Source organism: Endozoicomonas sp. ONNA1, assembly GCF_024606325.1.
Lineage (GTDB): Bacteria > Pseudomonadota > Gammaproteobacteria > Pseudomonadales > Endozoicomonadaceae > Endozoicomonas_A.
Window position 1 is genome coordinate 1 of sequence record NZ_JAHHPN010000740.1, and the last position, 13,380, is coordinate 13,380.

A 13,380-nucleotide genomic window follows, 5' to 3' on the forward strand; every position below is an offset into this window, starting at 1 on the left:
GTACTGAGGACATTGGCGACATAAGCCAGATCCTCTGCCCTCAGCTCAGGAATCTGCGGCTGTAAATAGTTCAGGCAGCGAACCTGAGGGATGTATTGGCCGTTTGTGCGGTAGTCTTCCTCAAGCAGGAACTCCAATAGCAGGCAGGCAATATCCAGCCAATACCCATCTCCGAGTCCAGGGCGAGTCTCTGCCGAGACATTGATATTTTCTGAATGCCTTTCGTGATTACTGTCGTGTAAATCCACAAGGCGCACGGTGGATGACAGTAGGTGAATCCATGGAGTCATGCATTCTCCAACTTAACTAAAAGCCGTTAATTATAACTGGAAATAATAACGCAGATACAGATTGTCCGATTGAGGAAAACAGGTTTAGAGCAAATACAGAATGGCCTGCCTGAGCAGGCAGGCCGGAATGATCAAAAGTTAAACAATCATTGGAGCAAAAGCAAAGCCAAAGGCAACACAAAGTGCAATACAGAGAGTACCCGGCATAAAGAATGGATGGTTAAAGACCAGCTTACCGATACGGGTAGACCCGGTTTCATCCATTTCTACGGCCGCCAGCAGTGTTGGGTAAGTTGGCAGAACGAACAGAGCGGATACTGCTGCGAAAGAAGCAATAGCGGTGACGGGATCAACCAGAGCCAAAGCCGCAGGCATCAGGGCTCGAGTGGTAGCAGCCTGAGAGTAGAGCAGCATGGAGGCGAAGAAGAGAGTAACCGCCAGCAGCCATGGGTAGCTGTTCAGAACATTACCCGCCAGAGCCTGGATAGAATCAATGTGCGCCCCCACAAAAGTATTACCCAACCAAGCAACACCCAATACGCAGACACAGGCACTCATACCGGACTTGAAGGTCTGGGCGTTGAGAATTTGGCCAGAATCAATATTGCAGAAGATAGTAATCAGACCCGCCGCAATCATCATAAACACCATGATGGCAGAGTCGCGGGGCAGAACAGGATTTGCAATCAGACTTACATTACCGCTGATGGCAGTAGCGTAAAGCACCACAGCCAAAATACTCAGAGCAAAAATGGCGACCGAGAGGCCCGCCCCCTTCCTGCCACCCTGACGTTCTCTAGTCTCACGCAGGGTAATCAGACCGGCTTTTAATCTGTCCTGATAAATAGAATCCTTGTCCAGATCCACTCCCATGAAGTTACAGATAACAGCGGTCAGCATAACGGCAGCATAAGTAGTAGGAATGCAGATAGCCAGCAGCTCCAAATAACCGATGCCGTAGGGCTCTAGAAAGCCACTAAAAACAACGACCGCCGCAGAAACAGGTGACGCAGTTATGGCAATCTGGGAAGCAATCACAGCGATACTCAGTGGGCGAGATGGGCGAACACCGTTTTCCTTAGCCACTTCTGCAATCACTGGCAGAGTAGAATAAGAAGTATGACCCGTGCCTGCCAACAGAGTCATAACATAAGTCACAGTCGGTGCAAGGAAGGTAATATACTTTGGCTTACTGCGAAGAATTTTCTCCGCCAGTTCAACCAGATAATCCAGACCGCCAGCCACCTGCATGGCAGCCACTGCTCCGATCACAGACATAATAATCAAAATTACATCTATGGGTATTGCCCCGGGTTGGAGCCCAAGGCCCAGTGTCAGTAACAGCACCCCCATACCACCGGCAAAACCAATACCGATACTACCCAGTCGTGCACCAAGAAAAATGGCTCCAAGTACAACCGCTAACTGAACCCAAAGCATGAAGAGTTTCCCCTATGTACTAATACTGCTTCCGGCAGGCAATGACAGTGTCACCACCTGACATGAAAAACCTTAACATTAATATGTTAACCTTTTAACACCAGAAAAATAATTAGTTATCATGGCAACTTTTTACGGTTTACCGAAACACCTTCCCGCATTACCTGTTGGATGGAAGCTTTGCAGACTTTTATCCATCCTGTAGTGATTCTCAATAATCCTGATATAAAAGGAGATGGGTGGTAAACCCAATAACTGCTATTTTTACGGCATTATTGAAGAAAATACTAAAAACGCAAATAACTGACTTGTCGGCTATTCAGAGCAGAATGGTTTTGACTTTTAGCAAGTTGAGCGCATCCCTCCACCCATCGCTGCCATTAGCGGCGTAACTGAACCAGAAATTATGTTTCTTAGTAGGCTGATTTCAGGCCTAGAAACTCAGAAAAAGGTTTAAAATCTCTATCAAAGTACAGCAGCCCCATTTTTCGCTCGATGCAAAATGAAGCAATAATCACATCGTTGGTTTTTCGAATCGTTATTCCTTTTTTACGCAATGTACGGTAGTTATTTGCGCATTTAAAAATCATGTCTGACCCAAACATGGAATATTGATCGAGTAGTGATAATTTAGTTTTTACTTTTTTAAACTGCTTTTCGTCTTTAACGCCTTGGAGGATCTCTAAAAAAATCAGATCGCCCATTGCGAGCGTTCCCTCAACGAGACAATCATCCAAGAGGTCTGTTTGAGGGGTGATCTGCCCGTTAAGGTAGTCAATCCAAACGCTGGTGTCTGCTAAGATCACTCATTATTCCTCATTTCATCTAAATCACCTTCCCAAGTGATCTTACCTCGTAAACTTCTTATCGATTGCTGCTCGCTGCGTTTCACCAACAGCTTAAGCCCCTGTTCCACGACCTCTTTTTTGGTATCTAAACCTGTAGCCTTTAAAGCTTGCGCCATTAGATCATCGTCAATTACTATATTTGTACGCACATTGCACCTGTGTGTATAATTTCTTAATGTATACACATTATAGATAGGGTACAAAAACATAACAAATAGTTCAGAGCTCTGAGTCTCTGCCCCATCTCAACTATATGCCTCTGTGCAATATTTCGATGTCTGCTATGTTCATCACATCTACAACAAACGATAAGGTAATGCTGGAAAACCAGCGTAAAAACCGCATCAGGTTTGACAAAATCGAAGACACACTGACCATCATTGTCAGACAACTGAAGAAATAACCACGCCACTTGATGAATAAGGAGAGAATGCACGCAATCTACCCTTATTCGTTGTGTTGCTCAGTGAGCCTACCGGAAATTTTTACCAAGTTCTATTCGTCCCGGTTTTCAGTACAACTAGATGAAGGGCTTTCACAATTTATATGACTCTCTTCACATAAAAATGGCTTTAGCATTACTCCAAAGACTCCTCTAAAGCTATGTGGAAAACATGATAATTTTAACTCCGGCACAGTAGATAATACAGTGATTAAAGAAGTAATTTTCTCTTTATACCCACTTTTTATGGCATCTGAAAACTCTCCAGAATAAACATAAAATGAACACAAAAAAAAACGCATTTTAAAAAACCTAAGGAATTGTAAGCGAATGCAATGTAGCACCAAAATCAGGAGACCCCGAATTAATGAGCAAAAAATCCCCCTTCTGAATTCATGGGCGTTAGCATCAGAACCATGCAAAATTGGGAGCAAGGGCGTAGAACTCCAAAGGAGCCTGCCAAAGCGTTACTCCAGATAGCAGAGCAATGCCCAGAAGTTTTCCAGGCATTGCATCAATCAACCAGTGCAGCTTAGCCTTGATATCCGGACATCCCCCTCGCTCCCACGCTCTGAAGTCGTCATTCCCGCGAAGGCCGGAATCCAGCGCCATCAGTGGGTCACGGCCTTTCGGGGATGACAAGGCCAGGGGGGAGCCCTCGCCCATAAACCGATGTTTTATGGCTCTCGCCCATACTGTGTTCTAGCCTTATGACTTCGATTGTCATCATTCGAAGGTACATACATGAGTTGGCTGAAATATGTGTTCCTATTTTCTATCCCATGTTTCTCAATGCAATTGTTCGCAAGAGATAGGGTGGAAAGGTACACTGATCCGGCAGAAGTAGTTCCTGCGGGGCAACTTCCCTGGATTGTACAGTTAAATCATTATTATGATCCTTGTTGTGCAGTAAGGTGTACGGCATTTTTGATCACTCAAAGACATGTTTTAACGGCGGCTCACTGTTTCCTTTCTGAAAAAAAAGCATTGGCTTCATATGTAGATTTCAACAACCTGGATAGCAAAAAAAGAATTAAAGTAAAAAGATTCATTCTTCATCCGAATGCTGAAATTACAACAACAGATATCGCAATTATGGAGCTTTCAGAAGATGTCATTCTCGACAACCCTCCCCTTCTTGATTTTTCAATATATACTTGTTCAGAATTAGCCAGTTCTATAAGAAACCCTTTTGCAGCAGGTTACCAGAGCACTTCAGTACTTAAGAAAGTGAAATTATCATGGCTAACACAGCTTATGTGCCAATATACGGATCTTAGATATATCTTGAACTATCCGGGGGAAGGGAAAGGTGGAGATTCAGGCTCACCTCTGTTTTATGAGGTTAACCGTACTGAATATCTAATTGGTGTACATTCAGCTGTGGCTAATCACGATGGAAGCATCATAGGCTATACGCCAATATTCATTAATGCTGATTTTATAACTAAAAATATTTACCTTAATTCATCAGCTAATCAAACATACTTTTATGATGCATTGACATCGAATGATTTTGAATGGACTGATTTAGTTACTTCAACTGCTTCAGATAGTTCAACTACTTCAGATACTCCAGCTACTTCAGCTACTTCAGCTACTTCAGCTACTTCAGCTACTTCAGCTACTTCACATACTTCAGGCACTTCAGGCACTTCAGATACTCCAACTGCTTCAACTGTTTCAGATACTTCAGCTTCATCTGTTACAGCCACTTCAGCTAGTCAAATTTACACATTAGTTATACCAACAGCTATTATTTTTTTATAAATGCTGATCCAGCCAACTGAAGCTTTTAATCAGTGATTGCCAGTAGACAACCCACTGATTATTTTTGCTAAGTGAGGTGGTTATCTCTTGAGGTGGTTCACGATGATGGAGAGAGTGTCTTCAATTTTGTCAAAACGCTTTTCCTGCTCATCGAAGCGTTTATCAATTTTATCAAAGCGCTTATCGTGTTCGTCAAAACGCCTATCGTGTTCGTCAAAACGCCTATCGTGTTCGTCAAAGCGCCTATCGCATTCATCAAAGCGCTTATCGTGCTCGTCAAAGCGTTTATCAAACTTAGCGTCGAGCTTTTTAATATTGCTGTTTGCTTCACCTAATGAGCTGACCACGTCAGTCAAGGTGTCTCGAATGTGATCCAACTCCGTCGATTGGTATTTGGGCTTTAAACTCACTGGGCTTACTCTCTTTCAATGGTAAAAAAATAGCATAGGAGAGATCAAAATATAGAGGGCAACATAAAAATAGCTATAAGCAAAAAGTTTCTGAAGTTGATCGTCGGATATTGGTTTAATGATTAATCCAACAAAAAAAACCGGTGAACTCTGAGAGTATCCCCGGTTTCTTTGTATCGAGAGCCACTGAGCACTCTCAAGCCAACCTCTATGTCAGACCATTGAATTAACCACCGAAGTCGTCCAGCATGATATTTTCGGGTTCAACCCCCTGATCTTCAAGCATTTTAATCACCGCAGCGTTCATCATGGGAGGTCCACACATATAGAACTCACAGTCTTCAGGAGCAGCGTGTTCCTTCAGGTAGTTGTCGAACAACACCTGGTGAATGAAGCCGGTGTAACCTTCCCAGTTATCTTCTGGCTGAGGATCAGAGAGCGCCAGATGCCAGGTAAAGTTAGGGTTATCTTCTGCCAGCTTGTCGAACTCGTCTACGTAGAATGCTTCACGCAGTGAGCGGGCACCGTACCAGAAAGAGATCTTGCGGGTAGAAGACAGACGCTTCAACTGGTCGAAGATATGGGAGCGCATTGGCGCCATACCAGCACCACCACCGACAAAGACCATTTCGTTGTCGGTGTCTTTTGCGAAGAATTCACCGAAGGGTCCATAAACGGTCATCTTGTCACCCGGCTTCAGGTTGAAGACGAAAGAAGACATCTTGCCCGGCTCAAAGTCCGTCCCGGGAGGCGGTGAAGCGATACGGATATTGAACTTCAGAATACCTTTCTCTTCAGGGTAGTTAGCCATAGAGTAGGCTCGAATAGTCTCTTCATCGACCTTGGAAACGTATTTCCACTGGTCAAACTTGTCCCAGTCGCCCCGGTACTCATCCTGAATGTCGAAGTTCTTGTACTCAACCGTGTGCGCAGGCGCTTCCAGCTGCACATAACCGCCGGCACGGAAGTTAACGTCTTCACCTTCCGGCAGTTTCAGAACCAGCTCTTTAATGAAAGTGGCAACGTTCTCGTTGGAAACAACTTCACATTCCCATTTCTTAACACCGAAGAGTTCTTCTTCAACTTCGATTTCCATATCCTGCTTAACGTTCACCTGACAGGACAGACGCCAGCCTTCCTTCTCTTCACGTTTGGTGAAGTGGGAACGTTCGGTAGGCAGCATCTCGCCACCACCGTCGAGTACTTTACACTTGCACTGTGCACAGGTACCGCCACCACCACAGGCAGATGGCAGGAAGACACCCGCACCTGACAAAGTCGTCAAGAGCTTGCCACCGGCCACTGTAGTGACCGCTTTCTCAGGGTCTTCATTAATGTTGATGGTCACATCACCGGTGCTAACCAGTCGCGAGCGTGCAGCAAGGATGATCGCTACGAGCGTCAGCACTATGACGGAAAACATGACTACGCCATAAACTATGACTTCGGTATTTTCCATATTTACACGACCTCCTTAAAGCTGTACGCCAGAGAATGACAGAAAGCCCAGTGACATCAGACCCACAGTAATGAAGGTGATACCCAGGCCGCGCAGGCCCGGAGGTACATCACTGTACTTCAGCTTTTCACGGATGCCAGCCAGGGCAGCAATTGCCAGAGCCCAGCCAACACCCGCACCTAATCCATATACCGCAGACTCGCCCAGATTGTAGTCACGCTCAACCATGAACAGTGACGCACCCATGATGGCGCAGTTCACGGTAATCAGCGGCAGGAATACACCCAGTGCGTTGTAGAGTGACGGTACAAACTTATCCAGAAACATCTCCAGAATCTGAACCAGAGCCGCGATAACACCGATGTAGGTGATCAGCCCCAGGAAGCTCAGATCGACACCGGGGGTCAGCGCGCCATCTTTCAGAATGTTCTGATAAATCAGGTTGTTAATGGGGACAGTAATGGTCAATACGGCCACTACGGCGACACCCAGACCCAGAGCTGTTTTAACCTGCTTGGACACCGCCAGGAAGGTACACATACCCAGGAAGAAAGCCAATGCCATGTTTTCCACGAACACTGCTTTCACAAAAAGTGAGATGAAATGTTCCATGGCTTAGTGGGCCTCGCTGAACTTGGTGTTAGGAGCCATTTTGAACTCGTTGTCTTCAACCTGATCCGGCTTGCGACTGCGAATCACCCAGATCAGCAGACCGATCAGAAAGAACGCACTCGGGGCCAGCAGCATGAGGCCGTTAGGCTGATACCAGCCACCGTTGTTGACAGTCTTCAGGATTTCAACACCGAACAGGTTACCGGCACCGAACAGTTCACGGAAGAATGCCACAATAAGCAGTACCGCACCGTAACCCAAACCGTTACCAATACCGTCCAGGAAGGATAGCTTGGGACCGTTCTTCATAGCGAAGGCTTCGGCACGACCCATCACGATACAGTTGGTGATGATCAGACCTACAAATACAGACAACTGCTTGGAGATGTCGTAAGCGTAAGCTTTCAGAATCTGATCCACCACAATTACCAGAGAAGCAATGACGGTCATCTGACAGATGATACGAATGCTGTTGGGAATGTGGTTACGAATCAGGGATACAGCCAGGTTGGAACAGGCGGTTACGCCGATTACCGCCATGGCCATAACCAGGCTAACCTGCATGCTGGTGGTCACCGCCAGTGCCGAACAGATACCGAGGATCTGCAAGGTTATGGGGTTGTTGTTAACGACCGGTTCCAGCAGGATATCTTTAGTCTTCTCAGACATTATGCATCCCCCGCTTTCAAATTAGTAAGGAACGGTTTGAAGCCATCTTTACCCATCCAGAAATGAATAAGGTTGGTCACACCGTTACTGGTCAGAGTTGCGCCGGAAAGACCGTCGACCTTGTAAGGAGACTTGGGATCAGCACCGCCTTTCACCAGGCCTGCTTCCACAACACCTTTACTGTCGTAGATCTTCTTTCCGGGCCATTTATCCTTCCAGAGCGGGTTGTCTACTTCGCCACCCAGTCCCGGCGTTTCTTTCTGGTCGTAGAAACCGAAACCCTTGACGGTGTTCAGGTCACTATCCAGAGCCATAAAGCCATACATGGTAGACCACAGACCGTAGCCGTGTACGGGCAGAATAATGGTTTCCAGCTTGCCATTTTTCTCAATGATATAGACCTTGGCAATGTCAGCCTGACGCTTGATGCTGGCAATATCCTCGGCACCACTCAGGGCACGGGACTCGTCGGGAATCTTGGCGGCAACACGCTGGTCATAGTTGGCAGCGGTTTGACCCTCAGGGGTTTTATCAACGAACTTGCCGGTTTTCAAGTCGACCAGACGCGGCTGAACCTGTTTATACAGTTCGGCCACTTCACTGTTGCTCAAAGCCTTGGCATCTTTGGTCAGACCAGAAATGCTAAGGATATTGCGCTGAACGTCGAGTTCAACATTCTCGTTCTGCTGCGGCTTCAGGAAAACGGCAGCAGCAGACACCACAATGGAGCACACCAGAGAGAGCAGAATCGTTACAAATAACGTCTTCTTGATACTATCGTTACCCATCAGGCACGAGCCTCCCTACGCTTGATGTTGGCTTCAACCACGAAGTGGTCAATCAGCGGCGCAAACAGGTTGGCGAACAGAATGGCCAACATCATACCCTCTGGATAAGCGGGGTTAACGGTACGGATCAGGATGACCATGACACCAATCAGCATTCCGTAATACCAGCGACCGGTATTGGTCATGGAAGCGGATACAGGATCGGTTGTCATAAAGATCAGACCAAAAGCAAAGCCCCCCATAACCATGTGCCAATACCATGGAGTAGTGAACATCATGTTGGTCTCGGAACCAATCATGTTGAACAGGGTTGCTGTTGCAATCATACCCAGCATGGTACCGGCAACAATTCTCCAGGAGGCGATACGAGTTGCCAGCAGCACAGCACCACCGATGAAGATGGCCAGAGTAGAGGTTTCACCGACAGAGCCCTGGATAGTACCCAGGAAAGCGTCGAACCAGGTGATACCATTGGAGACAACCTGATCAATACCACCCTGCTGTGCCAGACTCAGGGCAGTTGCACCGGAGAAGCCGTCTACAGCAGTCCAAACCAGGTCACCGGAGATCTGTGCAGGGTAAGCGAAGAACAGGAACGCACGGCCAGTCAGAGCCGGGTTAAGGAAGTTCTTGCCAGTACCACCGAATACTTCCTTACCGATAACAACACCGAAGGAGATACCGAGGGCGACCTGCCACAGCGGAATACTGGGAGGCACAATCAGAGCGAACAGGACAGAAGTAACAAAGAAACCTTCGTTAACTTCGTGACCACGAACGATGGCAAAAAGTACTTCCCAGAAACCGCCGACAAAGAATGTAACGGCATAAATAGGCAGGAAGTAAACAGCACCATAAATAAAATTATCCCAAAGACTTGCCGGATCGTGACCCGCCAGCAGGCTGATCAGGGCACCGTGCCAGTCAGCAGGAGCAGACAAACCACCCGCAATGGCAGTGTTCGCCTGGAAGCCGACATTCCACATACCAAAGAACATGGCCGGGAAGGTGCAGAGCCAAACCATTCCCATCATACGCTTCAGGTCGATCGCATCGCGAACGTGAGCGGTATTATGAGTCTTGTTAGGGGCTGTATAGAGCAGAGTATCTACTGCTTCATACAGTGCATACCACTTCTCGTGCTTGCCACCTTTGACAAAGTGGGGCTCGAGGGAGTTAAGGAGTTTTCTCAAAGCCATTTCTCAGCCCTCCAGCTCGATACGGGTCAGGTTGTCGCGCAGGATGGGACCGTATTCATACTTACCGGCACACACGTAAGTGCACAGTGCCAGATCGTCTTCTTCCAGTTCCAGGGCACCCAGTTTCTGGGCCATTTCCGTATCACCCACCACAATCGCACGCAGCAACTGAGTGGCCAGGATATCCAGGGGCATGACCTTTTCGTACTGACCCACTGGTACCATGGCACGTTCACTGCCGTTGGTGGTGGTTGTGAAGTTGAAACGTTTGCTTTTGCTCAGACCTGAAGTCAGCACATTCAGGACAGAGTGGCGGTTGATGGTCGGATTTACCCACCCCATGAACAAACGCTCGTTGCCTTCTTCCAGAACGGAAACCTGTGTGTGATATCGACCCAGGAACGCAAAGGAGCCTTTAGCAGTTCGGCCACCAAACACAGAACCAGAGATAATACGGTTATCCCCCTCTTTCAGTTCACCTGCTGCCAGCTCATCGGTGCTGGCACCCAAACGTGTACGCACCAGACGAGGCTTCTCAACCTGAGGACCTGCCAGGGCAACAACACGATCAGTAAAGAGTTTACCGGTGGTGAACAGCTTGCCCACGGCAATGACGTCCTGGTAGTTGATCTGCCAAACGATTTTTTGAGCACTTACCGGATCCAGAAAGTGAATATGGGTACTGGGCTGTCCAGCTGGATGAGGCCCGTCAAACTCTTCTGCAGTGGCGATACCGGCAGGAATACGGGCACCGGGTGCTTTACACAGGAAGATTTTGCCACCACTGAGCTTGCCCAGGATGTTGATGCCCTGTTCAAACGCTTCAGCATGTTCACTGATGATGACTTCAGGATTAGCTGACAGAGGATTAGTATCGATAGCAGTCACAAAAATGGAGACCGGCCGGGAACCCAGGGCAGGCACTTTGCTGAAGGGGCGGGTGCGCAGAGCAGTCCATAATCCAGAGCCGTTCAGCTGGGCTTCTACCTGATCAGCAGTCAGAGACGACAGTGCTTCAGGCTTGTGCTCAGTAAAAGTGACTTCATCGTCACCATCGACATCAATGACAACTGACTGAAGCACCCGCTTTTCACCACGATTAATCGCAGCAATCACACCGGCAGCGGGCGCAGTGTAGCGCACACCCGGTGTTTTCTTATCGGTAAAGAGCTCTTGCCCTTTTTTAACTCGATCCCCGACAGCAACAGCCATAGTAGGTTTCATACCCACATAATCAAAGCCAATCACGGCGACAGAGCGAACTGCCCTACCATCCGCTATGCTTTGATCAGGCGCTCCTGTAATCGGAAGATCCAGCCCCTGTTTGATTTTGATCATACCTTTCGCCTAATCAATCAATTTTCAGGTCCGGAATAAACCCGCCTCTCCGGTGATAACCGACAGCTGACCAATACAACCCTGAATACCCAGCTTTTTTTTCCAACAGGAAGTCAGAACTAAAGCTATGATCTCCACTTCAATCAAACGCACAACAAAGAGACCGCACCCCGCTGAAATGAGTCCCATTTGTAAATATTCTGATTCAAGCAAACTGACGATAAACGTCCCCAAGCCTCATACTGCCCAGCCCTCTCCGGGACTTATGCTTTCAAAAACAAGTCCTGGAGGGATCTACCTGAGACCTGAGTACAATCTCACATCAATCCATCGTTACGTGGCCACTACGGCTCACCATAGAAAAAAATGGTGGCGCAATTATAAAGACAGTCTTCTGGATATGCCATAGGCGAATGATCGTGTAATCCCTTAATATAGAAAGAAGTCACTATTATATTCAAAGTGGCTATCGACTCGGTAAATATCGAATAATGGATCGTCATCAACAGTCCGAATTGTCAACGAACGCTCCCTGCTTCAACAGGAAGCCGCTTTGGGAAACAGTCGGAAGAAGTTTGCAGACGTGATCTCAGCCAGCTTTTCTGGCGAGATACCTTTCAGGTCAGCCACGCATTTTGCTACCTCAGGCAGATAGCGAGGCTCATTCGGCCTGCCTCGATGAGGAACCGGTGCCAAATAAGGAGAGTCGGTTTCAATCAAAAGCCGCTCCAGTGGTAACTTCTTAACGACCTCTTTTAATTCAGTCGCATTCCTGAACGTGACTATGCCGGAAACAGAGATGAAGTAGTTCAGCTCCATCGCCTCTTTCGCCATCTCCCAGCTCTCTGTGAAGCAGTGCAACACACCCGCTTTGTCCAGATCGCCATGCCGGCGTATCAACTCAAGGGTATCCTCCCTTGCGTCCCTGGTGTGAACAATAATGGGAAGTTCTGACTTTTCAGCCGCCTGCAAATGAATTCTGAACCGCTCCTGCTGCCTTTCTTTATTGTCAGCCGAATAATAATAATCAAGACCACTCTCACCTATGGCAATCACCTTTGGGTGAGCCGCATAATGCAGGAGGGTTTGCAGATCTGGCTCGGCTGCTTCTTTTTCGAGAGGATGTATTCCAACCGAGGCATACACATCCTGATATTTATCTGCCAGATCAACCACAGCATCTGCATGCTCAAGATCAATGCCCGCGCAAAGCATTCTTTCAACCCCCGCCTGTCTTGCTGCGTCAAGTGCTGCGTCCAGATCACCGTCATAGCTGTCGAGCTTGAGACGGTCGAGATGGCAATGTGAATCAATCAACATATTCAGTCGTAATTAGTTCAATAGTATTCAGACAAAATGACTCCCCATAATACCTCATGCGCGTCCCTCTTACCTCAAGCGCCAGGCAGAATTGGGCTCAAACCGCTCTCCTGTGCATTACTCCATTCTGCGCAATCACCCTGTAAGGCCGCCAACCGAATCAGTAATCATGCTTCTTTCTGTAATAACAACTCAAAGCCAGTATCCCAGTCCCAGCCCCAGGTCAGGTCACCAAGAATCAAATAACGGGTGAATAAATACCTGACCAGGAACTTACAACCTCAAGCAGCGAGACTGCTTGAGGACAGAACCTTACATGAGCTTTACATAGTACTGGTCTCGCGATCGGACTTGAGCGCCGCAGCCAGATACATCTCTATTTTGGTTCTGACTGTATCTGTCGCATCGGTAAACTGAACACCTATCCCGGCCATTCGGGCAGAGCCCTGGGGTGTGATCCAGACCACCTTCCCGGGAACAGGTAATTTATCCGCTTCATCCATCAGAGTCAGACGAATAAAAACTTCGTCCCCCAGTGAGTAACGCTTTGACGTCGGAATAAACAACCCTCCACCGGTTATAAAAGGCATATAGGATGAATAGAGAGAAGAAGTGTCTTTGATCGTCAAAGACAAAATACCTGACATACCACCCTTTCCACGGCTCATCGTTCTTCTCCTGACATAGTGATTATTTTTTTCTGATAACTGATACGGATTTTGAGCTTACCTTTCAGTCAGTGTAACCCGTCCAGGGATGAGTTGACAGAGGCTATTTCTCCCGGCTATGCCGCCA

The 13,380-nt window shown here is 47.5% G+C and carries 15 protein-coding genes and 1 pseudogene; 2 read left to right on the forward strand and 14 right to left on the reverse strand.

Annotated elements, in window-relative coordinates:
- The 4 genes and pseudogenes from KDK19_RS17635 to KDK19_RS17650 all read right to left on the reverse strand — a co-directional run.
- Positions 1 to 290 (reverse strand): annotated as a pseudogene (locus KDK19_RS17635) (hypothetical protein); the annotation flags it as partial.
- Positions 291 to 428: 138 nt separating this feature from the next.
- Complete coding sequence (locus KDK19_RS17640) at positions 429 to 1,730, reverse strand: anaerobic C4-dicarboxylate transporter (protein WP_257281416.1); 1,302 nt, start codon at positions 1,728 to 1,730, stop codon at positions 429 to 431.
- 413 nt (positions 1,731 to 2,143) lie between these two features.
- Positions 2,144 to 2,536: a PIN domain nuclease gene (locus KDK19_RS17645; protein ID WP_257281417.1), complete on the reverse strand. Its 393-nt coding sequence runs from the start codon at positions 2,534 to 2,536 to the stop codon at positions 2,144 to 2,146.
- On the reverse strand, positions 2,533 to 2,727 hold the full coding sequence (locus KDK19_RS17650) for a type II toxin-antitoxin system VapB family antitoxin (RefSeq protein WP_257281418.1): 195 nt from the start codon (positions 2,725 to 2,727) through the stop codon (positions 2,533 to 2,535). Before KDK19_RS17650 ends, KDK19_RS17645 begins: the two co-directional genes overlap by 4 nt.
- Before the next feature lie 125 nt (positions 2,728 to 2,852).
- Between KDK19_RS17650 and KDK19_RS17655 the strand changes: the two genes are divergently transcribed.
- Positions 2,853 to 2,981, forward strand: coding sequence for a hypothetical protein (locus KDK19_RS17655; protein ID WP_257292488.1), 129 nt, complete (start codon positions 2,853 to 2,855; stop codon positions 2,979 to 2,981).
- A 447-nt stretch (positions 2,982 to 3,428) separates the two neighbouring features.
- Here KDK19_RS17655 and KDK19_RS17660 read toward each other — a convergent pair whose 3' ends face one another.
- Complete coding sequence (locus tag KDK19_RS17660) at positions 3,429 to 3,686, reverse strand: hypothetical protein (protein ID WP_257281419.1); 258 nt, start codon at positions 3,684 to 3,686, stop codon at positions 3,429 to 3,431.
- 78 nt (positions 3,687 to 3,764) lie between these two features.
- Between KDK19_RS17660 and KDK19_RS17665 the strand changes: the two genes are divergently transcribed.
- On the forward strand, positions 3,765 to 4,790 hold the full coding sequence (locus tag KDK19_RS17665; RefSeq protein ID WP_257292489.1) for a trypsin-like serine protease: 1,026 nt from the start codon (positions 3,765 to 3,767) through the stop codon (positions 4,788 to 4,790).
- A gap of 80 nt (positions 4,791 to 4,870) precedes the next feature.
- On the opposite strand, the gene KDK19_RS17670 is transcribed toward KDK19_RS17665, so the two are convergent.
- The 9 genes from KDK19_RS17670 to KDK19_RS17710 form a co-directional block, all read right to left on the reverse strand.
- Entirely contained in the window at positions 4,871 to 5,200 is a 330-nt protein-coding gene (locus KDK19_RS17670; RefSeq protein WP_257292490.1) for a hypothetical protein, read from the reverse strand.
- 226 nt (positions 5,201 to 5,426) lie between these two features.
- On the reverse strand, positions 5,427 to 6,659 hold the full coding sequence (nqrF, locus tag KDK19_RS17675) for an NADH:ubiquinone reductase (Na(+)-transporting) subunit F (RefSeq protein ID WP_257281422.1): 1,233 nt from the start codon (positions 6,657 to 6,659) through the stop codon (positions 5,427 to 5,429).
- 15 nt (positions 6,660 to 6,674) lie between these two features.
- Positions 6,675 to 7,271, reverse strand: a complete 597-nt coding sequence (nqrE, locus tag KDK19_RS17680) for an NADH:ubiquinone reductase (Na(+)-transporting) subunit E (protein ID WP_257281423.1) — start codon at positions 7,269 to 7,271, stop codon at positions 6,675 to 6,677.
- Between the two features lie 3 nt (positions 7,272 to 7,274).
- Positions 7,275 to 7,940, reverse strand: coding sequence for an NADH:ubiquinone reductase (Na(+)-transporting) subunit D (locus KDK19_RS17685; RefSeq protein ID WP_062268817.1), 666 nt, complete (start codon positions 7,938 to 7,940; stop codon positions 7,275 to 7,277).
- On the reverse strand, positions 7,940 to 8,728 hold the full coding sequence (locus tag KDK19_RS17690) for a Na(+)-translocating NADH-quinone reductase subunit C (RefSeq protein WP_257281424.1): 789 nt from the start codon (positions 8,726 to 8,728) through the stop codon (positions 7,940 to 7,942). Before KDK19_RS17690 ends, KDK19_RS17685 begins: the two co-directional genes overlap by 1 nt.
- On the reverse strand, positions 8,728 to 9,927 hold the full coding sequence (locus tag KDK19_RS17695; RefSeq protein WP_257281425.1) for an NADH:ubiquinone reductase (Na(+)-transporting) subunit B: 1,200 nt from the start codon (positions 9,925 to 9,927) through the stop codon (positions 8,728 to 8,730). The genes KDK19_RS17690 and KDK19_RS17695 overlap by 1 nt, the downstream gene beginning before the upstream one ends.
- A 3-nt stretch (positions 9,928 to 9,930) precedes the next feature.
- Complete coding sequence (locus KDK19_RS17700; RefSeq protein WP_257281426.1) at positions 9,931 to 11,265, reverse strand: Na(+)-translocating NADH-quinone reductase subunit A; 1,335 nt, start codon at positions 11,263 to 11,265, stop codon at positions 9,931 to 9,933.
- Between the two features lie 537 nt (positions 11,266 to 11,802).
- Positions 11,803 to 12,585: a TatD family hydrolase gene (locus KDK19_RS17705; RefSeq protein WP_257292491.1), complete on the reverse strand. Its 783-nt coding sequence runs from the start codon at positions 12,583 to 12,585 to the stop codon at positions 11,803 to 11,805.
- A 323-nt stretch (positions 12,586 to 12,908) separates the two neighbouring features.
- Positions 12,909 to 13,253 (reverse strand): PilZ domain-containing protein, encoded by a 345-nt coding sequence (locus KDK19_RS17710; RefSeq protein ID WP_257252610.1) that lies wholly within the window; start codon positions 13,251 to 13,253, stop codon positions 12,909 to 12,911.
- Positions 13,254 to 13,380: the final 127 nt, after the last annotated feature.